Raw genomic sequence first — 22,854 nt, 5'->3', positions numbered from 1 at the left:
TCCAGGAGGCACAAGCATGGGAATCTGTAACGGACGCACCGCCATCATCACCGGCGCGGGCGGCGGCCTCGGGCGCGAATACGCGCTGGCGTTCGCGGCCGAAGGCGCGGCGGTCGTCGTCAACGACATCCGTCGCGAGGCCGCGCAGGCCGTGTGCGACGAGATCGCACGACGCGGCGGCCGCGCGCTCGCGAATGCCGACGACATCACCCGGATCGACACCGCGCAGCGGATCGTCGATGCCGCGCGCGAAGCGTTCGGCGACGTCCACGTGCTGGTCAACAACGCCGGAATCTGCCGCGACAAGATGTTCACCAGCATGACCGAAACCGACTGGGACGACGTGATGCGCGTGCATCTGCGCGGCCACTTCTGCCTGTCGAGCGTGCTGGCGCGCGTGTGGCGCGACGCCGCGAAGGCCGGCCACGCGGTCGACGCGCGGATCGTCAACACGAGTTCCGGCGCCGGGCTGCAAGGGTCGATCGGCCAGTCGAACTATGGTGCGGCGAAGGCCGGCATCGCGGCGCTCACGCTGATGCAGGCGGCCGAGCTGCAGCGCTACGGCGTGCGCGTGAACGCGCTCGCGCCGGCCGCGCGCACGTCGATGACCGAAGGCGTATTCGCCGACATGATGAAGAAGCCCGAGGACGGCGGCTTCGACTATTTCGATCCGGCCAACGTCGCGCCGCTCGTCGTGTGGCTCGGCAGCGCGCTGTCGGCCGACGTGACGGGCCAGGTGTTCGAGGTCGCGGGCGGGATGATCGCGGTCGCCGAAGGCTGGCGCACCGGCCCGAGCGTCGACCGCGGCGCGCGCTGGGCGCCGGCCGAGGTCGGCCCGGCGGTCGCGCGGCTGATCGCCGACGCGCGTCCCGCGCAGCGCGTGTACGGGAGCTGACGCATGGATCTGGCGCTCACCGACGAACAGGCGATGATCCGCGACGCGGCGGCCGACGTGCTCGCCGAACGCAGCGCGTCCGCCGACGTGCGACGCGCGCTCGAGCAATCGGCCGGCCGCGACGACACACTGTGGTCCGCGCTCGCGGGCGAGCTCGGCTGGAACGCGCTGTCGCTGCCGGAGGCGGCAGGCGGGATGGGGCTCGGCGCGGTCGAGCAGACGTTGTTGATGGAGCAGCTCGGCCGGCGCGTCGCGTGCGTGCCGTATTTCTCGACCGCGTGCCTGGCCGCGACCGCGCTGGCGGGCTGCTCCGACGTGCCGCTCGCGACGGGCTGGCTCGCGAAGATCGCCGAAGGTGCGTGCAGCGCGACGCTGGCCTTGCCGTTCGAGTTTCCGGCCGGTGCCGGGCAGTTGCCGGTCGTCGCGGAAGAAGCAGCGGGCGGCTATGCGTTGTCCGGCACGATCGAACAGGTGATCGACGGCGCGCGCGCCGATCTGCTGCTCATCCCCGCGCGCATCGCGAACGAGGGGCAGTCGATCGGCTTGTTCGCGATCGACGTCGCGACTGCGCCCGGCCTGAGCATCGCGCCGCTCGACACGCTCGACGCGACGCGGCCGATCGCGCGCATCGTCCTCGACGACATCCGCGTGAACCGCGACGCGCTGTTCGCCGGCGGCACCGTCGCCGCGCAGGTGCTCGAGCGTGCCGCATGGTTCGCGGCGCTCGCGCTGGCCGCCGAACAGCTCGGCGGCGCACAGCACTGCCTCGACCTGACGCTCGACTACACGGGCCAGCGCGTGCAGTTCGGCCGCGCGATCGCGTCGTTCCAGGCCGTCAAGCATCGCTGCGCGCAGATGATGGTGCTGATCGAATCCGCACGCTCGGCGGTGCTCGGCGCGGCGCACGCATGGGATGCGGAAGCGGGCGGGGCGGCGCCGGGCGCGGCGTTGCGCGCCGACGTCGCGGCCGCGAAGGCCGCCGCGAACGACGCATATGCGTTCTGCGCGCAGGAAGCGATCCAGCTGCACGGCGGCGTTGGCTTCACGTGGGAATACGACCCGCATCTCTACTTCAAGCGCGCGCAGGCATCGCTCGCGCAGTTCGGCAGCACGCCGCAACTGCTCGAATGGATCGCCCGCCATGCGATCGACGGCGACACGTCGCGGCGCGAGGCGGCACTGGCGTCGCCGCAGGCGTCGATCGCCACGCGTCCGTCCGCCGCGCGCACCGGAGCACTCCAATGAACAGCGAAACGCGCGAACAGCAATTGCGGCACGAAGTCGCCGACTGGGTGCAGTCGCACCTGACCGGCGAATTCGCGTGCCTGAAATACCGCGGTGGCCCCGGCGACGAGGAAGCGTTTCCGGAACTGCGCAAGGCGTGGGAACGGGAACTGGCGCACGGCGGCTGGACCGGCCTCGGCTGGCCGACCGACGCGGGCGGCCGCGGCTTCACGGTCGCCGAGCAGGTGATCTTCCACGAGGAATATGCGCGTGCCGGCGGCCCGGGCCGGATGGGCCATATCGGCGAAGGGCTGCTCGGGCCGACGCTCGTCGCGTGCGGCACCGACGACCAGCGCGCGCGCTTCCTGCCCGGGATTCTCGCCGGCACGCAGTTCTGGTGCCAGGGCTACTCGGAACCGGGCGCGGGCTCCGATCTCGCGAATGTGCGCACGCGTGCCGAGCAGGACGCCGACGGCAGCTGGCGCGTGTTCGGCCAGAAGGTGTGGACGTCGCTCGCGCACGATTCCGACTGGATCTTCGTGCTCGCGCGTACCGATCCGGCATCGAAGGGCAACAAGGGGCTGTCGTTCCTGCTGCTGCCGCTCGACCAGCCGGGCATCGAAATCCGCCCGATCAGGCAGCTCAACGGCGGCGCCGAATTCAACGAAGTGTTCTTCGACGGCGCGCGCGCGGCAGCACGCGACCTGGTCGGCGCGCCGGGCGACGGCTGGCGCATCGCGATGACGCTGCTCGGCTTCGAGCGCGGGATGTCGACGCTCGGCCAGCAGATGCAGTTCGTCCGCGAGCTCGAATGGGTGATCGACGCCGCGCGCGAGTCGGGCGCCGATCGCGACCCGGTGCTGCGCCAGCGGATCGGCCGCGCGTGGGCCGGGCTGCGCGTGATGCGCTACAACGCGCTGCGGATGCTGTCGGGCGCGGACGACGCGAACGGCGCCACCGCGCCGCTGCGCCCCGAGGCGCTGATCTACAAGTATTTCTGGTCGAACTGGCACCGCGACCTCGGCCAGCTCGCGATGGACGCGCTCGGGCCCCGCGCGAACGTGATCGATCCGGCCGACGAGAAGCTCACCCATCTGCAGCGCGTATTCCTGTTCTCCCGTGCGGACACGATCTACGCCGGCACCAACGAAATCCAGCTCAACATCATGGCCGAGCGCGGGCTCGGCATGCCCAGGGAACCACGAGGCACAGCATGACCGAACCCCAGATCCAGAAAGCGCCGGCCTACGTGCCGGGCCACCAGCTGCTCGCCGGCAAATCGGTGCTGATCACGGCCGCCGCCGGCGCCGGCATCGGCTTCGCGGCCGCGCGCCGCTGCGCGGAGGAAGGCTGTCGCGCGCTGTTCATCTCCGACATCCACGAGAAGCGCCTCGAACAGGCCGTGGAGACGCTGCGCGCCGAAACGGGGCTGCAGCAGATCTACGGCCGCCTGTGCAACGTCGCGGTCGAGGACGACGTGCAGGCGCTCGTGGCCGATGCGCAGGACAGGCTCGACGGCGTCGACGTGCTGATCAACAACGCCGGGCTCGGCGGCGCCAAACGCATCGTCGAAATGGACGATGCCGAATGGTCGCGGGTGATCGACATTAGCCTCACCGGGACGTTCCGGATGACGCGCGCGATGCTGCCGCACATGCAGGCCCACGGCCGCGGCGCGATCGTCAACAACGCATCGGTGCTCGGCTGGCGTGCGCAGGCGGAACAGGCGCACTACGCGGCGGCGAAGGCGGGCGTGATGGCGCTCACGCGCTGCGCGGCGCTCGAGGCGTCGCCTTACGGCGTGCGCATCAACGCGGTCGCGCCGAGCATCGCGATGCACGATTTTCTGAAGAAGTCGGCCCCGGCCGACTTGCTGAATCAACTGGCGTCGCGCGAAGCCTTCGGGCGCGCCGCCGAAGTCTGGGAGGTCGCGAACGTGATGGTGTTCCTTGCAAGCGATTACGCGTCGTACATGACGGGCGAAGTGCTGTCGGTCAGCAGCCAGCACGCATGATGGAGACGACCCTCGACCCCGTGCGCGCGACGCCCCGCGTGTTCGCGCATCCCGCTGAGCTCGCGGCGGCCGTCGGCGACACGCTCGGCGCGAGCGCGTGGCTCGCGATCGACCAGATCCGCATCGACGGCTTCGCCGACGCGACGGGCGACCACCAGTGGGTGCACGTCGACCCGGTGCGCGCGAAGGACGGCCCGTTCGGCGCGTGCATCGCGCACGGCTACCTGACGCTGTCGCTCGTCAATCATTTCCTGCCGCAGATCGTGCGCATCGACGGTGCGCGGCTCGGCGTCAACTACGGCTGCGACGGGATTCGTTTCCCGGCGCCGGTGAAGGTCGGCGCGCGCGTGCGCGGCGTCGGCGAGCTGCTGCGCGTCGAGCCGCTCGACGGCGGCGTGCAGGCATGGATTCGCGTGACCGTCGAGATCGAAGGCGACGCGAAACCCGGCTGCGTGGCCGACACGATCAGCCGTTACTACTTCTAGATTCAGAGAGCCAGCTCATGGAAGACGCAGTCATCGTTTCCGTCGCACGCACGCCGATCGGCAAGGCGTTTCGCGGCATGTTCAACGACACCGAGGCGCCCGCGCTGGGCGGCCATGTCGTGCGCACCGCGCTCGAACGCGCGGGCGTCGCGCCGGCCGACGTCGACGACGTGCTGATCGGCTGTGCCGCGCAGCAGGGCACGCAGGGCTACAACATCGGCCGCCTGTCGGCCGCGGCGGCGGGGCTGCCGGCGTCGGTGCCCGGCATGTCGATCGACCGCATGTGTTCGTCGGGCCTGATGTCGATCGCGAGCGCCGCGCGCAGCATCGGCGCGGGCGACGCGCGGATCGTCGTCGCGGGCGGCGTCGAATCGATCTCGCTCACGCAGAACAAGCACAAGAACGGCTACCGCGCGCGTTCGCAGGCCGTGCTCGACCACCAGCCGGCCGCGTACATGGCGATGATGGAAACCGCCGAGATCGTGTCGCGCCGCTACGGGATCTCGCGGGCGGCGCAGGACGAATTCGCGTTGCAGAGCCACCGGCGCACGGCCGACGCGCAGGCGGCCGGCCGCTTCGACGCGGAAATCGCGCCGCTCGACGTGACGCGCGCGCTGTTCGACAAGGAAGGCAACCCGACCGGTCACGAGGCCGTGCGTGCGGCGCGCGACGAAGGCGTGCGCGCCGATACGACGGCCGAGCGGCTCGCGGGGCTCAAGCCGTCGTGGAGCGGCGGCAAGGTCGTCGAGCAGGGCGAGTTCGTGACGGCCGGCAACGCGTCGCAGCTGTCGGACGGCGCGGCGGCGGTGGTCGTGATGTCGCGCGACGAGGCCGCGCGTCGCGGGCTCGCGCCGCTCGGCACGTTCCGCGGGCTGGCCGTGGCCGGCTGCGAGCCGGACGAGATGGGCATCGGCCCGGTGTTCGCGATTCCGAAGCTGCTGGCGCGCTTCGGAATGACCGTGCGCGACATCGGGCTGTGGGAGCTGAACGAGGCGTTCGCGTGCCAGGCGCTGTATTGCCGCGACACGCTCGGCATCCCCGACGAGCGGCTGAACGTCGACGGCGGCGCGATCGCGCTGGGCCACCCGTTCGGGATGTCGGGCACGCGGATGACGATGCATGCGCTGCTCGAAGGCGCGCGCCGCGGCGTGCGGCATGCGGTCGTGACGATGTGCATCGGCGGCGGGATGGGTGCCGCCGCGCTGTTCGAAGTCGGCGCGTAACGACATGTAACCGCGTTCGACGCAGCCGCACCGGCGGCCGCACCGACAACGCGGTTCGGCCGCCATCCATTCGGAACCATGCGAGGCCGCGGCAACGACCGACGGCCCGGAGACTTGCAGCGGCAGGGCGAGCGCGTCGGCGCGGGCCCGGGCCGCTTGCCAGGACAGGAGACAACCGATGAAACGTACCTTGCCAGGACTCGCGATGTCGGCGCTCGTGCTCGGCGCCGCGCTTTTCGCGTTCTCGCCGCGCCCGCTGCCGGCGTTCCCGGTCACCGCGATCCATGCGGATCGCCTGCAGATCAACGGGCTCGCCCGCGCCGGCACGCGCATCGTCGCGGTCGGCGAACGCGGCGTGATTCTGCTCAGCGACGATGCGGGCCGCCGCTGGCGGCCGGCATCGGTCACGCCCGACCAGGGCTCGACGCTCACGCAGGTGAGCTTCGTCACGCCGACGCTCGGCATCGCGGTCGGCCACGACGGCCGGATCGTGCGCAGCGACGATGCGGGCGTGCACTGGCGCGCGGTCCACAGCGACAACGCGCATTCCGATCCGCTGCTGTCCGTCTGGGGCAGCGCGAACGGCGCGCTGTTCGCGGCCGGCAGTTTCGGCCAGTTGCTGCGCTCGGACGACGCCGGGCTCACGTGGCAGCCGCTAAAGACGCCGGCGGGCGACCGCCACCTGAACGCGATCGTCGGCGACGGCCACGGCAACCTGTTGATCGCGGGCGAGAGCGGCACGCTGCTGCGCTCGACCGACAACGGCGCGACGTGGGACAAGCGCCCGTCGCCGTACGCAGGCTCGCTGTTCGGCGCGCTGATGCTCGCGAACGGCGACTGGATCGCGTACGGCATGCGCGGCAACGTGCTGCGCAGCAGTGATCGCGGCATGACCTGGACGCACGTCGACAGCCACGTGCCGGTGTCGTACTTCGGCGCGACCCAGCTTGCCGACGGCGAGCTCGTGCTGGTCGGCCAGGGCGGCGCGATCGTCGCGTCGCGCGACGGCGGCCTGACCTTCGACGTGCGCAAGCTCGGCGGCGTGCAGAGCCTCGCGGCCGTGCTCGACATGGGCCGCGGCGCGCTGCTGCTCGGCGGCGAGGCCGGCGTCGCGCCGCTCGCCGCGTCGCCGTCCTGATGCGCGGCGGCGGCGCTTGCCGCCGCCCGCATCCGTTCGCGTCGCTGCGCCGACCCGTACCGCCCGCATCGTCCGTCCCGTCCGTTCCGACCCGAGAAATCCATGAACGACCTGTCACGCCCCACCGAAGCCGTTCCCGCATCGCGCCTCGCCGCGTTCGTCGAGCGCTGCGCCGACACGATCATCCGGCAGCGCCGGCTGCTGATGCTGCTGTGCATCGCGGCGACGCTCGCGCTCGGCCTGTCCGCGACGCGCCTGAAGCTCGATCCGGGCTTCAACAAGATGATTCCGATGCAGCACCCGTACATGCAGCTGTTCGAGCGCTACGCCGGTGCGTTCCCCGGCGCGAACACGATCCTCGTCAGCCTGCGCTGGAAGGGCGACGGCGACATCTACAACCAGACGTTCATGGACGCGCTGCGCCACGCGACCGACGACGTGTTCTTCATCCCCGGCGTGAACCGCTCGCGCGTGTTCTCGCTGTTCACGCCGAACGTCCACTACACCGAAGTGACCGAGGCCGGCTTTCGCGGCGACGTGGTCGTGCCCGGGCAGTTCTCGAGCGCGAACCCGGACGATCTCGCGAAGGTGCGCCGCAACGTCGCGCGCTCCGGGCAGATCGGCCGGCTGGTCGGCAACGACCTGAAGTCGGCGCTGATCCGCGCGGAACTGCGCGAGACCGATCCGGCCACCGGCAAGCGGCTCGACTACAGCGCGGTCGCGCGCCAGCTCGAGGAAATCCGCGCGCGCTACGCAAGGCAGGGCATCGACGTCAACATCATCGGCTTCGCGAAGCTGGTCGGCGACGTCGAGGCCGGAATCGCCGGCGTGATGGCGTTCTTCGCGCTGGCGTTCCTCGTGACGGCCGCGCTGCTGTTCGCCTATACGCGCTCGCTGAAGACCACCGTGCTCGCGCTCGTCGTCGCGCTGCTGCCCGTCGTCTGGCTGCTCGGCGCGCTGCCGCTGCTCGGGCTCGGCATCGACCCGATGTCGATCCTCGTGCCGTTCCTGATCTTCTCGATCGGCGTGTCGCACGCGGTGCAGATGACCAACGCGTGGAAGCAGGCGCTGGTGCGCGGCGCGTCGTCGGTCGAGGCCGCGCGCGACGCGTTCCGCAAGCTGTTCGTGCCGGGCACGGTCGCGCTGCTGACCAACGCGCTCGGCTTCATGGTGATCATGCGGATCAAGATCGACATCGTGCGCGAACTCGGCATCACCGCGTGCCTCGGCGTGCTGCTGATGATCGTCACCAACAAGGTGTTCCTGCCGATCCTGCTGTCGTACACGCGCCTCGAGCGCGGCACGCTCGCGCGTGCCCAGCGCACGGCGGCGGCCGGCGGCAGCGGGAAGTGGTCGCGCTTCGCGGTGTTCGCGCGGCCGGCGCCGGCGCTCGGCGTGTTCGCGGTGGCGCTCGCGCTGCTCGCGTACGGCACGCTCGAGTCGCGCAAGCTGGAGATCGGCGACATCGGCACCGGCGCGCCGGAACTGCGCGCGAACTCGCGCTACAACATCGACAACGCGGCCATCACGCACCAGTACAACATCGGCGTCGACGTGCTGTCGGTGATCGTCGAGACGACCGGTTTCGACGATGCGTGCCTGCATTACCCGGTGATGAGCGCGATCGAGAAGTTCGAGATGAACATGCGCGGCGTGGCCGGCGTGCAGTCGGTGACGAGCGTGTCGTCGCAGGGCAAGGTGTTCATCGCCGCGTTCAACGAAGGCAACCCGCGCTGGGCCGCGCTGCCGCGCTCCAGCGACGGGCTCACGCAGGGCTCCAATGCGTTCGATCCCGACAACGGGATGAACACCGCGAACTGCAAGGCGATCCAGGTGCTGATCTACACGCAGAACCACGAAGGCACGACCATCGCGCACATCGTCGACGAGATCAAGCGCTTCGCGGCCGAGAACCCGACGCCGAACGTCGCGTTCCGGCTCGCGGGCGGCAACGTCGGCGTGATGGCCGCGACCAACGAGGCAGTGGGCGACGCGGAGATCGCGATGCTGCTGTCGATCTTCGGCGCGATCGCGCTGCTCTGCGCGGTCACGTTCCGCTCGTGGCGCGCGGTGCTGTGCATCATCGTGCCGCTCACGCTGGTGTCGATCCTGTGCAACGCGGTGATGGCGCGGCTCGGCATCGGGCTGAAGGTCGCGACGCTGCCGGTGATCACGCTCGGCGTCGGGGTCGGCGTCGACTACGGGATCTACCTGTACGAACGCCTGCAGCACGACATCCGCCACGGCGCGACGCTGCCGGACGCGTTCGCCGACGCGATGCGCCAGCGCGGCACCGCGGCGCTGTTCACGGCCGTCACGATGTTCATCGGCGTCGGCACCTGGGCGTTCTCCGCGCTGAAGTTCCAGGTCGACATGGGCGTGCTGCTCGCGTTCATGTTCCTCGTGAACCTGTTCGGCGCGGTGTTCCTGCTGCCCGCGCTGGCCGCATGGCTCGGCGTCGAGCGGGCGGAGCGCCGCGTGTCGCGCGAGCCGCAGCCGGCATCGCCGCCGGCCGCGCCGGCCCCCGCGCTCAAGCCGACGCGCACGCTCGAACCCGGCAATCCGGTGCGCTGAGCGATGCAACCCCCGTTACCCCGGTGCGCGGCGGGCCGCCGCGCGTCCCTCAAAGAGGAGTCAACCCACATGTCCGCACGCCCTTACAAGATCGAAGCCCAGCCGCTCGCGCAGCGCTATGCGCGCGGCTGGCACTGCCTCGGGCTCGCCCGCGACTACAAGGACGGCAAGCCGCACACGCTGAACGTCTTCGGCCGCAAGCTCGCCGCGTTCGCCGATTCGACCGGCAAGATCAACGTCGTCGACGCGTATTGCCCGCACATGGGCGCCGACCTGAGCCTCGGCACGGTCGAAGGCGACAATCTCGTCTGCCCGTTCCACGGCTGGGCGTGGAACGGCGACGGGCAGTGCGCGTCGATCCCGTACTGCAAGCGGATTCCGCCGAAGGCGCGCATCGGCGCGTGGCCGACCTGCGAGGAAAACAACCTGCTGTTCGTGTGGAACGACCCGGAAGGCAATGCGCCGCCGCCGGAAGTCGCGATTCCGCGCCTCGACGTGTGCTTCTCCGGCGAATGGTCGGACTGGGTCGTCGACAAGATGGTGATCCAGGCGAACTGCCGCGAGCTGGTCGACAACATCTCGGACGTCGCGCACTTCGCGACCGTGCACCACGCGCCGATCGACTATTTCGCGAACCTGTTCGAGGATCACAAGGCGACGCAGCTGATGGTCGGCCGCAGCGAGAAGCTCGGCGGCGACAGCCTGACCGCGTTGTCGACGTATTTCGGGCCGGCCGTGCACATCACGCAGATGACGGGGCAGAGCGGCGGGCAGCCGATCCATTCGGTGCTGCTGAACTGCCACGTGCCGATCGACATGAACAGCTTCGAGCTGCGCTACGGCGTGATCGTGAAGAAGGTGGCCGGCCTGAGCGACGCGCAGAACATGGAGATCGCGAACGCATATGTGAAGGAAGCGCAGCGCGCGTTCTACGAGGACGTCGACATCTGGCACAGCAAGACGCGCATCGACAACCCGCTGCTGTGCGAAGGCGACGGCCCGCTGTACCAGATGCGCGACTGGTATTCGCAGTTCTACCTGGACGCGGCCGACGTGCGGCCGTCGAGCGTCGCGCGCAAGACGTTCGAAATCAAGATCCGCGACGGTGCGGCGCCGCCGCCGCTGCATCACGTGTTCGAGCCGCGGTGACGGGCAGTAACGGCGAAGCTCGGCGAAAATAAGGGGCGCATCGTTTCGTGTCCCGATCGCCGCCGACGCCCGCCAGGCAAGGCGCGCGCGCCGCCGCGCGCCTGCATCGCATCGAAAGAGCTTGACGGATCGGCCTGCACCGCGTAGTGTCCGAGACCGAAGTCTTCAAGAAGTTCGATTGCTCATCATTGGCCGCACGGCGTGCGGCAGTCGTTGGTCTCTCCCTCTTTTGATTCTTTCTGTGCCCGTCACGGGGCGCATGTTCAATTATTCGTATTAAGGAAGTATTTGTGGATACCGGTACCGTCAAGTGGTTCAACGAAACCAAGGGCTTTGGTTTCATTTCCCCGGACAACGGCGGCGACGATCTGTTCGCCCATTTCTCGGAAATTCGCGGCACGGGCTTCAAGACCCTGGCCGAAGGCCAGAAGGTCAGCTACGAAGTGAAGCGTGGCCCGAAGGGTCTGCAAGCGTCGAACATCACGCCGCAGTAAGCCGCTTCGGCACCGGCCGTCGAATGACGGCCGCTGCCGGTCGGATATCGCGCGGAGGCCGGCCCGAGCCGGCGTCCTGCGCGTTTCGACGCACACGACCGATGCATCGCGGAATTCACGATGCATCGGTCGTGTGCTTCCCTCATCCATCGCAGGTCCGTACGACGTGCGATCCAACGCCCTCGCGACGCGCTCGCCGCATCGCCAGCGGCCCATGCTTGAACCCGAGTAGACCGTCGCCATGCCGCACGCGGCGCGGTCCCGACTTTGCGCGGTGCCGATCGCATCGCCGCCACCGACCGCCCGACCGCCGCATTGCGCCGGGCTCCGATTGCAAGACTGGCGCGTCGCCCGTCTGAACGAATTGATCCCCGGCATCCCGCCGGCCGCCGTCCCGTTGCGGGGCACGGCGCCGGTGAGTTCGCCGCGGCCGCGGTCATCACCTTGTCTGGAGGAATTGGTTTGGCAAAAGAAGAACTGCTGGAACTGGACGGAATCGTCGACGAAGTGCTGCCGGACAGCAAATACCGTGTCACGCTGGAAAACGGCGTCGTGGTCGGCGCGTATGCGTCGGGCCGCATGCGCAAGAACCACATCCGCATTCTCGCGGGCGACCGTGTGACGCTGGAACTGTCGGTGTACGACCTGACGAAGGGCCGCATCAACTTCCGCCACAAGGACGCGAATTCGCCGCGTCCGCCGCGCACGGGGCAACCGCGTCGCTGAAGCAGTAGCGATCGGGCAGCGCAACGCCGCACCGATCGAAATCCGTCCGGCCCGTTCATGCGGCCGGGCACACCGGATGGACGGCGCGGTTCGCGCCGTTCGACGGTCGCCGGCGGCGGGGCAGTGCCGCGGCGGCCGAGGCCGCATTCTCTCCGGTCGAATCGCCCGATTCGTCTCGTTTTCCCCGCACTTGCCGATTCGCCGCGCATCGCTTTTCTCTCCCACGTTGATCGTCGGCTGAATGCACGCGTCTTGCCGCGCGCCGTAACCGGCTTTACGCGCGGGCCGGCGTAGCCGTACACTCGTCGGCAATTCGCGGCCCGCGCACGTTGCAGCGCCTTTCCTTTCGGTTTCTTTGCGTGCCGCCGCGATCGTGCCAGCCGGATATTCGTCGCGCGACGCCAGGAGGCGCCATGAGTGCAGACGCAACCCCCGCAGCTCCTTCCGTTCCCGCAGTTCAGTCGGTTCAGGACCGCATCCGGCACGTGTTCGTGCTGATGCTCGAGAACCGCTCGTTCGACCATCTGTTCGCGCTCTCGGGCATCGCCGGCATCACGGCCGCGACGCCGGGCGACAGCAACGCATACGGCGGCACCGTCTATCCGTTCGGCGGCGGCGCGCCGGACCGGATGCCGACCGATCCGTGCCACGAATTCACCGACGTGCTCGAACAGTTGTGCGGCGCGGGCGTGCCGTTCGTCAAAGGGCGGCCTTATCCGAGCGTCGACAATTCGGGATTCGTGTCGAATTACGCGACGTCGCATTCCGAAGGCACGCCGCCGCAACCGGGCAGCGTTGGCGCGATCATGCAGGGTGTGGATGTGCGCACGCAGGCGCCGTCGCTGTATGCGCTCGCGAACGCGTTCGTGCTGTGCGACCGCTGGCACGCGTCGATGCCGGGGCCGACCTGGCCGAACCGCTTCTTTCTGCACGGCGCGTCGTCCGCCGGCCTCGACCATTCGCCGACCCGCGAAGAAATGGGCGGATGGGATACGTTCGACGGCTTCCCCTATCCGAAAGGCTCGATCTTCGCCGCACTCGGCGACGACAACTGGCGCATCTACCAGGACCAGTCGGGCGATCCGCTCGGCCACGTGCCGCAGGTGGCCTCGCTGAAGGGCGTGAGCTTCTTCGACGTCGACGATCTGGCGCACTTCGAAGCCGATCTCGCGGCCGGCTATACCGCGCGCTACACGTTCATCGAGCCCGGTTACGGCGACATCGTGCACGGCACCTACCAGAACGGCAGCTCGCAACATCCAATGGACGGCCTTGCCGGCGGCGACCAACTCGCCGCGCGCGTGTACGACGCGATCCGCAATTCGCCGGTGTGGGAGCGCAGCCTGCTCGTGATCGTCTACGACGAGCACGGCGGCTTCTACGATTCGGTCCGGCCGGGCGCGGCGCCGCCGCCGAACGACGGCGCGGCCGCGACGCTGAACGCGAGCGGTTTCGGCTTCGACGTGTATGGCGTGCGGGTGCCCGCGATCGTCGTGTCGCCGTGGGTTGCGGCAGGGCACGTCGATCACACGCCGTACGATCACAGCTCGGTGGTCGCGACGCTCGGGCGCCTGTTCGGTCTCGCGCCGCTGACCGACCGCGATCGCGCCGCGAACGACCTGCTGTCGCTTGTGACCACGACCTGCCGCACCGACTGCCCGACGAGGATCGGCTCATGAACACGACTTCGGCGACGGACCCGCGCGATGCGCTGCCCGTGCGTGACGGCACCAGCCTGATCGCGTATCTGCACATCCTGAAGAAGGCGCATGCGGCGCTGGTCGGGCACGACCATGCGCATCGGCGGTTCAGCGAGATCGTCACGCGCGGACAGGCGCGGCAGTACATCGAGGAGCTGATGCCGACGCTGCTGCAGGCGCGCGCGGCGCATCGGCGACGCAGGCATGGCGGAAAGCACCGCTGACGCGGTGCGTGGTTGACGGCTGACGGCAACGGGGCGCATCGCGCTCCGTTCCGCAGATTCGCCGGCGTATCGGGCGATGGCGGCCCGATATCGTCGATCACGCCGGTTGCGCCGCCACCTCCCGCGCGCGAACCATCGTCAGCGCCGCATCCTCGATCATGTCCTCCTGCCCGCCGACGAGCCGCTGGCGCCCCAGTTCGACGAGGATGTCGCGCGCCGGAATCCCGTATTTCGCTTCCGCACGCTTCGCGAACAGCAGGAACGACGAGTAGACGCCCGCATAGCCGAGCGTCAGCGCATCGCGGTCGAGGCGGATCGGCGCGTCCATGATCGGCACGACGAGATCCTCGGCCACGTCGGAAATCGCGAACACGTCGACGCCCGTCTCGATCCCCATCCGGTCGCACACGGCGACGAACACTTCCATCGGCGTATTGCCCGCGCCCGCGCCGAGGCCGGCCGCGGCCGCGTCGATCCGGTTCGCGCCGGCGGCGACCGCCGCGACCGAGTTCGCGACGCCCATCGCGAGGTTGTGGTGGCCGTGGAAGCCGAGTTCCGTCTCCGGCTTCAGCGCGGCGCGCACCTGGCCGATCCGCGCGGTCACGTCGTCGGGCAGCATGTGGCCGGCCGAATCGGTGATGTAGATGCAGTTCGCGCCGTACGACTCCATCAGCTTCGCCTGCACGACGAGCTGCTCGGGCGACGACATGTGCGCCATCATCAGGAATCCGACCGTATCGAGTCCGAGCGTGCGCGCCAGGCCGATGTGCTGTTCCGACACGTCCGCTTCGGTGCAGTGCGTGGCCACGCGGATCGTGCCGACGCCGAGTTCGTGCGCCATGCGCAAGTGCTCGACGGTGCCGATGCCCGGCAGCAGCAGCGCCGACACCTTCGCCTGCTTCAGCTCCGGGATCACGGCGCTCAGGTACGCCTCGTCGGTATGCGCGGGAAAACCGTAGTTGACCGATGCGCCGCCGAGCCCGTCGCCGTGCGTGACCTCGATCAGCGGCACGCCGGCCGCATCGAGCCCGCGCGCGATGTTGCGCATCTGGTCGAGCGTGATCTGATGACGTTTCGGGTGCATCCCGTCGCGCAACGACATGTCGTGGACGGTAATCTTCTTGCCTGCAAGTGACATCGTGTGACTCCTCGACTCAAGCGGTGGCGGCCGTCGCGGCCAGCATCTGTTCGGCGAAACGCTCGGCCGTGGCGGCCGCGGCGGCGGTCATGATGTCGAGGTTGCCCGCGTACTTCGGCAGGTAGTCGCCGAGCCCCTCGACTTCCATGAAGACCGACACGCGGTTGCCGTCGAACACCGGGCCGTTCTTCAGCGTGTAGCCGGGCACGTAGCGCTGCACTTCGTTGACCATCGCGTGCACCGACGCGGTGATCGCATCGACGTCGGGCGGCCCGTCGGTCAGGCAGTGGATCGTGTCGCGCATGATCAACGGCGGTTCGGCCGGATTGATCACGATGATCGCCTTGCCCTTGCGTGCGCCGCCGACCTGTTCGATCGCGCCGGCCGTCGTGCGCGTGAATTCGTCGATGTTCTTGCGCGTGCCGGGGCCGACCGAGCGCGACGATACCGTTGCGACGATCTCGCCGTACGCGACCGGCTGCACGCGCGACACCGCGTACACCATCGGGATGGTCGCCTGGCCGCCGCAGGTCACCATGTTCACGTTCATCTGCGCGCTGTCGAGGTGCGCGTCGAGGTTCACCGGCGGCACGCAATACGGCCCGATCGCGGCGGGCGTCAGGTCGATCATCTTCACGCCGAGCGCGGTGAGCTTGTCGGAGTTGTCGCGATGCACGTAGGCGGAGGTCGCGTCGAACGCGATGCGGATGTCGTCGCCGGCGACGTGCGGCAGCAGCCCGTCGACACCCTGGTCGGTGGTCTTCAGGCCGAATTCGCGGGCACGCGCGAGGCCGTCGGATGCCGGATCGACGCCGACCATCCATACGGGCTCGAGCACCGTCGAGCGGCGCAGCTTGTACAGCAGGTCGGTGCCGATGTTGCCGGGCCCGATCAGTGCGCATTTGATTTTCTTCATCAGGTTCGTTCCTTTAGATAAAGCGGACGTCGCAACTGCCGATGCCGGAAATGTGCATCGACAGCGCATCGCCGGCCGTGACCGGAATCAGTTTCGCGAGCGAGCCGGACAGCACGATCTCGTCGGCAAGCAGCGGCACGTCGTATTCGGCGAGGGTGTTCGCGAGCCACGCGACGGCGTCGGCGGGATGGCCGAGCGCCGCGTCGCCGCGGCCTTGCGCGACGCGCTCGCCGTTCTTCTCGATCGTCATCTCGCACGCGGCGAGGTCGAGCGTGCGCGGGTCGACGCGCGCATCGCCGAGCACGTACACGCCGCACGACGCGTTGTCGGCGACGGTGTCCTCGATACGGATCGCCCAGTCGCGGATGCGCGAATCGACGATCTCGAAGCAGGGCGCGACGGCGGCCGTCGCGGCGATCACGTCGGTGCGGTCGATGCCGGGGCCGCGCAGGTCGCGCGCGAGGATGAACGCGATTTCGCCTTCGGCGCGCGGCGCGATCAGCGATTCGGTGGCGATCGCCTCGCCGGCCGCGTAGTGCATGCCCGACAGCAGGATGCCGAAATCGGGCTGGCGCACGTTCAGCATGTCCTGCACGGCCTGGCTCGTCACGCCGATCTTCTTGCCGACTACCGATTCGCCGCACTCGACGCGGCGTTCGATGAAGCGTTGCTGGATGCGGTACGCATCGTCGAGGGACAGCCGGCGCGGGCGGCTCGACAGCGGCGCGACCGGTGCGCGTGCGTGCCACGCGGCGTACAGCTCGTCGCCGAGCGTCGTATGCAAGCGGGAAGACATGAAAGGGCCCTCGAATGGAAAAGGCCGCCGTCCCGGGCGGCGTCGGGCGCCGGAGCGCGGCTCCGGCGCGTGGGGCGCGGGCGTGCCGCGCCGGATGCTTAGTTACCCGAACTGCGGATCGCGTCCGGCGAGAAGTACGCCTCGCTGAACTGTGGGCTGCTGTCGAGTTTCGGCATCGGCCCTTCGTTGGTCAGGCGGTCGGCCATGTATGCGCCGGAGATCAGGTCGTGGAAGAACACGACGCCGGGGTAGAACGTCTTCGCGTCGTACGCGTACAGCGTCGTCGCGACGTTGGTGCGCCACAGCTGGCCGCGTGCGTCGTAGTTGTCGGCGAGAAGCGTCATCCACGAATCCTCGTCGATGTACAGCACGCGCTTCGCGTACTGATGGCGATAGCCGCTCTTCAGCGTGGCCTGCAGCACCCATACGCGATGCAACTCGTAGCGGATGTACGACGGGTTCTCGTGGCCCTTGGTCAGCAGGTCCGCATACTTGACCGAGCTGTCCATCGCCTTGTAGTTGTCGTACGGCACGTAGATTTCGCGCTTGCCGACGATCTTCCAGTCGTAGCGGTCGCCGGGGCCGTTGTACAGGCGGTCGTCGTCGACGGTGCGGAAGCCGCCGGGGCCCTGAGGCTGGTCATAGCCGTATTCGGGCGCCTGGCGCACGCGCCGCGTGCCGGGGTTGTACATCCACGTGCGCGACGAGTTGTCGGCGCCGGCCTTGTCCCAGTTCGTGAAGCCGACGATCAGCGAGCCGCGGTCCGACAGCGGCAGCTCCGTCGCGTTGCGGTAGAACGTGCGGTTGTTGAGGTCGCTCTTCACGTCGTACTTGCCGACGTTGCGCGGCGAGTAGATGTCGTAGCGCACCTTGCCCCACGCGATGTTGCCGTCGGAGTACACGACCGCCTGATCGTAGGTCGCCTGCTCGGTGCCGATCGCCGACGAGAAGCGCTGGTTCCACAGCAGCTCGGCGGCCGTCTTCGGAATCGGGTAGGGCACTTGCGGCGGCGCGTTGGTCAGCCCGTTCGCGTCGGACGTCATCGTCGAGTCGGGCGCGTACGTGCGGATGTCCTTGTAGACGGAATCCGCGTAGCGGAAGTCGCGATGGCTCGGGTAGACGTTGATCTTGAACGTGGCCGGGTAGCGCTTGAACATCGCCTTCTGGCCGTCGGTCAGGTGCTCCGCGTACTGGGCCATGTTCTCCGCGGTGATCGTCGCGACCGGCTTCTCGCTCGCGAACGGATCGGGGTAGCGGCCGCCGCGCTTGTACTGCACGTCGGGCGGCGTGCCGAGCCACTTGCCCGACCACTCCGGCACGCCGCTGTCCTTGCTCGCGGCGCGCACCGCGCCCATCGGCGTGAGCGGGCCGTCGAGCGCCTTCAGGTCGTCCGGCGTGACCTTCGGGAACGACGCCGTCGCGACGAGTGCGCACGCGGCCATCACCGACGCGCGCAGGAGGGGGAGACGAGTTCGTTTCATGACAAATCCTCTTCTTGCTGAGTGACGAGCGGCCGGGCCGCTCAGAAGTGGTAGGTCGCCGTGGCCAGCACGTAGTCCCGATCGGCGAGCGGACGCGTGACGGGATTCGGCGAACCGAGGAACTTCGCGTAGACGAGCGACAGCGACAGGTTGCTCAGGCGCGTGAACGTGACGCCGGCGGTCACGCGGTGGTCGCCCTGGCCCGTCAGCGAGCCGAGCGCGCCGGCCAGCGGCGACGTACCCGCCAGGTCGTGCGTGTACGTGAGCGGCACGTCGAGATCCCAGCCGTTGAACACGTTCTTGTAGCTGAGCGTCCAGGCCAGCTCGAGGGCGAGCGCGTTGCGCGAGTTCGTGAGGGTGGTCGAGCCGTCGACGGCCGAGATGCCGCCCGCGTGCACGTACGTGATTTCGCCGACCAGCGACTGCGAATTCGCGAGGAAGCTCGGCCCGATCGAGTAGATGCCGGACAGGTTGAGCTGCGTGACGTTCGCGCGCGTCGCCTGCGCGCCGGTCGGCGTGTTGACGAGCACGGCGGCGCCCTGGCGGTATGACGCCTCGCCCGCGACGTTGACCGGACCGACTTGCGTCGAGAAGCTCGCGCCGGTCAGCTTGATGTTGTTGAAATAGGTCTGCCGGTACTGGAGCACGGGATAGAACGACGTGACGACGCTCGGGTTCATGTCGTTGTAATGCAGGTGATACACGCCGAGCTCGGTATCGCCGAACACGCGCAGGCGTGCGCCGATACCCCACTGGTTGTGCGCGCTCGGCTTTTCGTCTGCGCCGCGCGGAATGATCATCCCGCCCGGGCCGATGATGAACTGCGCGCCCGGGCCGACCACGTCCGAATAGCTCCAGTACGTGCCGGGCGCGGTCAGGCGGTTCTGCTGGAACGAGAACTGGTAGTAGCCGAGCAGGCTGAAGTTCGGCGTGATCTGCCACTGCGTCGAGATCTGCGGCACGGGCAGCAGGATGTCCTTCACCTGAGCGCCCGCGACATAGGACTTGGTGGCGTCGGCAGGGCCTTGCGCGCCCGCGATGTTCGGGAAGAACAGGCTTTCGCCCCAGGCGACCACCTGGTCGCCGACCTTCACGTTCAGGCTCGTCGCGCCGATCTTGAAGGTGTTGTACGCGTAGGCGGCGAGCAGCGTCGTGTGGCCGCCCGACCAGTAGCGGGCATCGCTCGTGAAGTTGTTGTACTGGCCCGAATGGTTCACGGTGCCCGGCGCGTCGTTGTAGTTCGGACGGTGATAGGCCTGATCGTAGAACGTGCTCGCGCGGACGAACACACCCCAGTCGTCGTGCTTCAGGTTCACTTCGCCGAGCAGGCTGACCTGATTCTCGATCAGCTTGTTCTTCGCGAAGTTGCGATCGCCGTCGTCGCCATTGATGTTCGCGGGCGTCAGCAGATTGCCGCTCGGCGCACGCGTGCGCATGCCGAGGCCGTAACTCAGCGTGAACGTGTAGTCCAGCGTCGTGTCGGCGCCAAGCTCGATCGTGCTGCCTGCGTGCGCGCTGGGAACGGCGCACGTCAGCAGCGCGGCGGCCAGCGTCGACAGCGTGGCGGTGGCCCGCTTGTCGGTACGGCGCGAAATCCGTTGATGCATGGTGTCTCCTCTGGGGTATCGACGACGGTCGACTGTGGTTGTCGTGAGAGGCAGAGTAGGGAGATCGCGGTAGCAGGGAATCGTCGAAATGAACTAGATGACTTCCCTAGGACTGGAAACGATCGGGGCGCGCCGGTCGCGTTCGCGCGTCAGCGTGGTTCCGTTCGTGCCGCCGCGAGGAACGCCGGCCGTTCGCCGCCCCCGTCGAGCCGCAGGTTCGCGCCCGACGCGTACGACGCATCGGGCGACGCGAGGAACAGGCACGCCGACGCGACGTCGTCGGGCGTCGCGAGCCGTCCGGCGGGAATCGTCGCGCGGATCGCGTCGAGCGCGGCGTCGTCGCCGTAGTGGCCTTCGGTTGCGGATTCCGTCTGCACGAGGCTCGGGCTGATCGCGCACACGCGCACGCGCGGCGCCCATTCGACCGCGAGCGACGTGACCGCGTTGACGAGGCCCGCCTTCGCGGCGCCATAGGCGGCGGTGCCGGGGGAGGGACGCGATGCGCTGACGCTCGCGATGAACAGCATCACGCCGCCGTGCGGTTGCGGCTGCATGATCGCATTCACGCGCTGCGCGAGCTGCAGCGGCGCGATCAGGTTCAGCCGCACGATCGATTCGGTGAAGCGCGGCGACGCGTCGGCCGCGAGCACGAACGGCGAGCCGCCCGCGTTGTTGACCAGCACGTCGAGGCAGCCGGTGGCGTCGCGGATCGTCGCGAGCATCGCGTCGACCTGCTCGATGTCGCGCAGGTCGGCCGCAATGAAGGTGGCCGTGCGGCCGCCGCCCGAGGGCGGCGTGTCGGGCGCGCTGCGCCCGCACACGAACACGCGCGCGCCCGCCGCGAGAAACCGCTCGGCGATGCGCCGCCCGATGCCCTTGGTGCCGCCCGTCACGAGCACCGTCCTGCCGCTGTAGTCGAATCCGTTCATCGTCTGCCTCCGTTTCGGTGGCCCGATGATAGGAACAAGCGCGCGCGGTTTCGTAGTCTGAAAGGATGATGCCGGCCGGCGCCGGCGGCGCAATCATCGTGGCAGGCATCCATCGACCGACGAAGGAGACAACCCGCGATGACGACCCCCACGACGCCGCCGGCCGGCATCTTCACCGACGTACCGGGCGGCCTGCGCCTGCATCACTTCGAGGCGGGCGACGGCCGCCCGGTGGTGTTCATCCACGGCAGCGGCACGGGCGCCAGCGGTTTCAGCAACTTCAAGCACAACTACCCGGCATTCGCGGCTGCCGGCCATCGCGCGATCGTCGTCGACCTGCCCGGTTACGGGCAGTCGTCGAAGCCGTCCGACGTCGCCTACACGCTCGATTTCTTCGTCGATGCGCTGCACGCGCAGCTGTCCGCGCTCGGCATCGGGCCGGCCGTGCTGCTCGGCAATTCGCTGGGCGGCGCGATCGCGCTGAAATACGCGCTCGATTATCCCGACGAAGTCGACGGGCTGATCATGATGGCGCCGGGCGGCGTCGAGGATCGCGACACCTATTTCCGGATGGAAGGGATCCAGCGAATGGTGAAGCTGTTCACCAATCGCCAGATGAATGACGACACCATGCGCGAGCTGCTCACGCTGCTGGTGCACGATCCGGCGATCGTCACCGACGCGCTCGTCGCCGAGCGGATGAAGGTGTGCGTCGAGCAGCCGACCGAAGTGCTGTCGACGATGAGCGTGCCGAATCTGACGGGGGCGCTCGGCGACCTGCGCTGCCCGGTGCTCGGCTTCTGGGGCACGGACGATCGCTTCAATCCGGTCGGCGGCGCGCTGACGTTCCTCGAACGCTGCCGCGACGCACGATTCGTACTGCTGAACCGTTGCGGCCACTGGGTCATGGTGGAACACGCGGCGTATTTCAACCGCGAATGCCTCGATTTCCTGGCAGCGCCTGCCGTTGCCGCCTCACGATAACGCCCGATGCCCCTGATGACCGGCCCGTCCGAGGCCGGTTCGCTGACTACACGGAGACACAATGAAACTCATCGAAGACCTGTTCGACCTGCGCGGCAAGGTGGCCGCGATCACCGGCGGCGCACGTGGCATCGGCGCGGAAACGGCACGCACGCTGGCCGCGGCCGGCGCGAGCGTCGCGATCCTCGACGTGCTGTCGCAACCGGCGGAAGCGCTCGTCGAGGAGATCCGCGCGCAGGGCGGCCAGGCCGCGTTCTGGTCGCTCGACGTGACGCGCGAGGCCGACGTGGCGCGCGTGTTCGACGAGATCGTCGCGCGCTTCGGGCGCCTCGACGTGCTCGTGAACAACGCGGGCATCGAAGGGCACAACGTGCCGACGCACGAACTCACGCTCGCGCAATGGCAGCGCGTGCAGGACGTGAACGTCAACGGCGTGTTCCTGTGCACGCGCGCCGCGATTCCGCACCTCGAGGCGGCCGGCGGCGGCTCGATCGTGAACCTGTCGTCGATGTACGGGATCGTCGGCGGTCCCGACGTGCCCGCGTATCACGCGTCGAAGGCGGCGGTGCGGATGATGGCGAAGGTCGACGCGATGCTGTATGCGGCGAAGAACATCCGCGCGAACTCGGTGCATCCGGGCTATATCCGCACGCCGATGCTCGAGGACGCATTCCGCCAGATGGGCCAGGATCCGGACCGCGCGTTCGAATACATGCAGACGCACGTGCCGATGGCGAAAATCGGCAGCCCGCGCGACATCGCGGCCGGCATCCTGTATCTCGTGTCGCCGGCGGGGCGCTACGTGACGGGTGCCGAGCTGGTGATCGACGGCGGATACACCGCGCGCTGACGCGCCGCGGCGGTCGAAACGAAACAGGAGACACGCAGTTGAAAGCGCTCGTGGCAGTGAAGCGCGTGGTCGACGCGAACGTGAAGGTCGGCGTGAAGTCCGACCGCACCGGCGTCGACATCGCGAACGTGAAGATGTCGATGAATCCGTTCGACGAAATCGCGGTGGAAGAGGCCGTGCGATTGAAGGAGGCCGGGGTCGTGGCGGAGGTGATCGCGGTGTCGGTCGGTGTGACGCAAGCGCAGGAAACGCTGCGCACGGCGCTGGCGATCGGTGCCGATCGCGCGATCCTCGTCGAGTCGAACGA

Annotated in this window: 21 protein-coding genes and 1 pseudogene; 16 read left to right on the top strand and 6 right to left on the bottom strand. The window is 68.6% G+C overall.

The annotated features are described in order from the left end of the window. The first annotated feature begins 16 nt into the window (after window positions 1-16). The 13 genes from WS46_RS18110 (at window position 17) to WS46_RS18050 (ending at window position 13,846) form a co-directional block, all read left to right on the top strand. A complete protein-coding gene (locus WS46_RS18110; protein ID WP_059691340.1) occupies window positions 17-895 on the top strand; it encodes an SDR family oxidoreductase in 879 nt (292 codons plus the stop codon). A gap of 3 nt (window positions 896-898) precedes the next feature. After that, on the top strand, window positions 899-2,140 hold the full coding sequence (locus tag WS46_RS18105) for an acyl-CoA dehydrogenase family protein (RefSeq protein WP_059691339.1): 1,242 nt from the start codon (window positions 899-901) through the stop codon (window positions 2,138-2,140). Next, window positions 2,137-3,336, top strand: coding sequence for an acyl-CoA dehydrogenase family protein (locus tag WS46_RS18100; RefSeq protein WP_059691338.1), 1,200 nt, complete (start codon window positions 2,137-2,139; stop codon window positions 3,334-3,336). The genes WS46_RS18105 and WS46_RS18100 overlap by 4 nt, the downstream gene beginning before the upstream one ends. Further along, window positions 3,333-4,133 (top strand): SDR family oxidoreductase, encoded by an 801-nt coding sequence (locus tag WS46_RS18095; RefSeq protein WP_059691337.1) that lies wholly within the window; start codon window positions 3,333-3,335, stop codon window positions 4,131-4,133. Before WS46_RS18100 ends, WS46_RS18095 begins: the two co-directional genes overlap by 4 nt. Further along, window positions 4,133-4,618, top strand: coding sequence for a MaoC family dehydratase (locus WS46_RS18090; RefSeq protein ID WP_059691336.1), 486 nt, complete (start codon window positions 4,133-4,135; stop codon window positions 4,616-4,618). The genes WS46_RS18095 and WS46_RS18090 overlap by 1 nt, the downstream gene beginning before the upstream one ends. 17 nt (window positions 4,619-4,635) lie before the next feature. Then, entirely contained in the window at window positions 4,636-5,841 is a 1,206-nt protein-coding gene (locus tag WS46_RS18085; protein WP_059691335.1) for an acetyl-CoA C-acyltransferase, read from the top strand. A gap of 178 nt (window positions 5,842-6,019) precedes the next feature. Beyond that, a complete protein-coding gene (locus WS46_RS18080) occupies window positions 6,020-6,979 on the top strand; it encodes a sialidase (protein WP_059691334.1) in 960 nt (319 codons plus the stop codon). A 102-nt stretch (window positions 6,980-7,081) separates the two neighbouring features. Continuing rightward, window positions 7,082-9,553 carry an RND family transporter gene (locus WS46_RS18075; protein ID WP_059691333.1) on the top strand — a complete coding sequence of 824 codons (2,472 nt, stop codon included), beginning with the start codon at window positions 7,082-7,084 and terminating at the stop codon, window positions 9,551-9,553. 69 nt (window positions 9,554-9,622) lie between these two features. Continuing rightward, window positions 9,623-10,702 carry a Rieske 2Fe-2S domain-containing protein gene (locus WS46_RS18070; protein WP_059537749.1) on the top strand — a complete coding sequence of 360 codons (1,080 nt, stop codon included), beginning with the start codon at window positions 9,623-9,625 and terminating at the stop codon, window positions 10,700-10,702. Between the two features lie 290 nt (window positions 10,703-10,992). After that, a complete protein-coding gene (locus WS46_RS18065; protein ID WP_006751843.1) occupies window positions 10,993-11,196 on the top strand; it encodes a cold-shock protein in 204 nt (67 codons plus the stop codon). Between the two features lie 462 nt (window positions 11,197-11,658). Continuing rightward, window positions 11,659-11,922 (top strand): translation initiation factor IF-1, encoded by a 264-nt coding sequence (gene infA, locus WS46_RS18060; RefSeq protein WP_011355053.1) that lies wholly within the window; start codon window positions 11,659-11,661, stop codon window positions 11,920-11,922. A gap of 413 nt (window positions 11,923-12,335) precedes the next feature. Further along, entirely contained in the window at window positions 12,336-13,601 is a 1,266-nt protein-coding gene (locus WS46_RS18055; RefSeq protein ID WP_059691332.1) for an alkaline phosphatase family protein, read from the top strand. Next, window positions 13,598-13,846 carry a hypothetical protein gene (locus tag WS46_RS18050; RefSeq protein ID WP_059691331.1) on the top strand — a complete coding sequence of 83 codons (249 nt, stop codon included), beginning with the start codon at window positions 13,598-13,600 and terminating at the stop codon, window positions 13,844-13,846. Before WS46_RS18055 ends, WS46_RS18050 begins: the two co-directional genes overlap by 4 nt. Window positions 13,847-13,943: 97 nt before the next feature. Here WS46_RS18050 and dmpG read toward each other — a convergent pair whose 3' ends face one another. From dmpG to WS46_RS18020, 6 genes are all read right to left on the bottom strand, one after another. Continuing rightward, window positions 13,944-14,984, bottom strand: a complete 1,041-nt coding sequence (gene dmpG, locus WS46_RS18045) for a 4-hydroxy-2-oxovalerate aldolase (protein WP_059691330.1) — start codon at window positions 14,982-14,984, stop codon at window positions 13,944-13,946. 16 nt (window positions 14,985-15,000) lie between these two features. Further along, window positions 15,001-15,900, bottom strand: a complete 900-nt coding sequence (locus WS46_RS18040; protein WP_059691329.1) for an acetaldehyde dehydrogenase (acetylating) — start codon at window positions 15,898-15,900, stop codon at window positions 15,001-15,003. Window positions 15,901-15,913: 13 nt separating this feature from the next. Continuing rightward, entirely contained in the window at window positions 15,914-16,696 is a 783-nt protein-coding gene (dmpE, locus tag WS46_RS18035) for a 2-oxopent-4-enoate hydratase (RefSeq protein ID WP_059691328.1), read from the bottom strand. A gap of 98 nt (window positions 16,697-16,794) precedes the next feature. Further along, complete coding sequence (locus WS46_RS18030; protein WP_059691327.1) at window positions 16,795-18,177, bottom strand: DUF1329 domain-containing protein; 1,383 nt, start codon at window positions 18,175-18,177, stop codon at window positions 16,795-16,797. Between the two features lie 41 nt (window positions 18,178-18,218). Further along, complete coding sequence (locus tag WS46_RS18025) at window positions 18,219-19,784, bottom strand: DUF1302 domain-containing protein (RefSeq protein WP_059537773.1); 1,566 nt, start codon at window positions 19,782-19,784, stop codon at window positions 18,219-18,221. A gap of 149 nt (window positions 19,785-19,933) precedes the next feature. Then, a complete protein-coding gene (locus tag WS46_RS18020; protein ID WP_059691326.1) occupies window positions 19,934-20,713 on the bottom strand; it encodes an SDR family oxidoreductase in 780 nt (259 codons plus the stop codon). Window positions 20,714-20,851: 138 nt separating this feature from the next. Between WS46_RS18020 and WS46_RS18015 the strand changes: the two genes are divergently transcribed. From WS46_RS18015 to WS46_RS18005, 3 genes and pseudogenes are all read left to right on the top strand, one after another. Further along, window positions 20,852-21,697 carry an alpha/beta fold hydrolase gene (locus tag WS46_RS18015; protein WP_059691325.1) on the top strand — a complete coding sequence of 282 codons (846 nt, stop codon included), beginning with the start codon at window positions 20,852-20,854 and terminating at the stop codon, window positions 21,695-21,697. A 61-nt stretch (window positions 21,698-21,758) separates the two neighbouring features. Next, window positions 21,759-22,547 (top strand): SDR family NAD(P)-dependent oxidoreductase, encoded by a 789-nt coding sequence (locus WS46_RS18010; protein WP_059537782.1) that lies wholly within the window; start codon window positions 21,759-21,761, stop codon window positions 22,545-22,547. A gap of 38 nt (window positions 22,548-22,585) precedes the next feature. Continuing rightward, window positions 22,586-22,854: pseudogene (locus WS46_RS18005) on the top strand (electron transfer flavoprotein subunit beta/FixA family protein); the annotation flags it as partial.

Origin of the sequence: Burkholderia sp. RF4-BP95, assembly GCF_001521985.1 — a bacterium.
Taxonomy (GTDB): Bacteria; Pseudomonadota; Gammaproteobacteria; order Burkholderiales; family Burkholderiaceae; genus Burkholderia; species Burkholderia diffusa.
The sequence above is the reverse complement of the archived record's forward strand: the minus strand, read 5'-3'. Positions and strand labels throughout refer to the sequence as shown.

Excerpts from the sequence above, each read along its gene's own strand:
- WS46_RS18110 (WP_059691340.1), top strand. The coding sequence starts at position 17 with ATGGGAATCTGTAACGGACGCACCGCCATCATCACCGGCGCGGGCGGC.
- WS46_RS18105 (WP_059691339.1), top strand. The coding sequence starts at position 899 with ATGGATCTGGCGCTCACCGACGAACAGGCGATGATCCGCGACGCGGCG.
- WS46_RS18100 (WP_059691338.1), top strand. The coding sequence starts at position 2,137 with ATGAACAGCGAAACGCGCGAACAGCAATTGCGGCACGAAGTCGCCGAC.
- WS46_RS18095 (WP_059691337.1), top strand. The coding sequence starts at position 3,333 with ATGACCGAACCCCAGATCCAGAAAGCGCCGGCCTACGTGCCGGGCCAC.
- WS46_RS18090 (WP_059691336.1), top strand. The coding sequence starts at position 4,133 with ATGGAGACGACCCTCGACCCCGTGCGCGCGACGCCCCGCGTGTTCGCG.
- WS46_RS18085 (WP_059691335.1), top strand. The coding sequence starts at position 4,636 with ATGGAAGACGCAGTCATCGTTTCCGTCGCACGCACGCCGATCGGCAAG.
- WS46_RS18080 (WP_059691334.1), top strand. The coding sequence starts at position 6,020 with ATGAAACGTACCTTGCCAGGACTCGCGATGTCGGCGCTCGTGCTCGGC.
- WS46_RS18075 (WP_059691333.1), top strand. The coding sequence starts at position 7,082 with ATGAACGACCTGTCACGCCCCACCGAAGCCGTTCCCGCATCGCGCCTC.
- WS46_RS18070 (WP_059537749.1), top strand. The coding sequence starts at position 9,623 with ATGTCCGCACGCCCTTACAAGATCGAAGCCCAGCCGCTCGCGCAGCGC.
- WS46_RS18055 (WP_059691332.1), top strand. The coding sequence starts at position 12,336 with ATGAGTGCAGACGCAACCCCCGCAGCTCCTTCCGTTCCCGCAGTTCAG.
- WS46_RS18050 (WP_059691331.1), top strand. The coding sequence starts at position 13,598 with ATGAACACGACTTCGGCGACGGACCCGCGCGATGCGCTGCCCGTGCGT.
- dmpG (WP_059691330.1), bottom strand. The coding sequence starts at position 14,984 with ATGTCACTTGCAGGCAAGAAGATTACCGTCCACGACATGTCGTTGCGC.
- WS46_RS18040 (WP_059691329.1), bottom strand. The coding sequence starts at position 15,900 with ATGAAGAAAATCAAATGCGCACTGATCGGGCCCGGCAACATCGGCACC.
- dmpE (WP_059691328.1), bottom strand. The coding sequence starts at position 16,696 with ATGTCTTCCCGCTTGCATACGACGCTCGGCGACGAGCTGTACGCCGCG.
- WS46_RS18030 (WP_059691327.1), bottom strand. The coding sequence starts at position 18,177 with ATGAAACGAACTCGTCTCCCCCTCCTGCGCGCGTCGGTGATGGCCGCG.
- WS46_RS18025 (WP_059537773.1), bottom strand. The coding sequence starts at position 19,784 with ATGCATCAACGGATTTCGCGCCGTACCGACAAGCGGGCCACCGCCACG.
- WS46_RS18020 (WP_059691326.1), bottom strand. The coding sequence starts at position 20,713 with ATGAACGGATTCGACTACAGCGGCAGGACGGTGCTCGTGACGGGCGGC.
- WS46_RS18015 (WP_059691325.1), top strand. The coding sequence starts at position 20,852 with ATGACGACCCCCACGACGCCGCCGGCCGGCATCTTCACCGACGTACCG.
- WS46_RS18010 (WP_059537782.1), top strand. The coding sequence starts at position 21,759 with ATGAAACTCATCGAAGACCTGTTCGACCTGCGCGGCAAGGTGGCCGCG.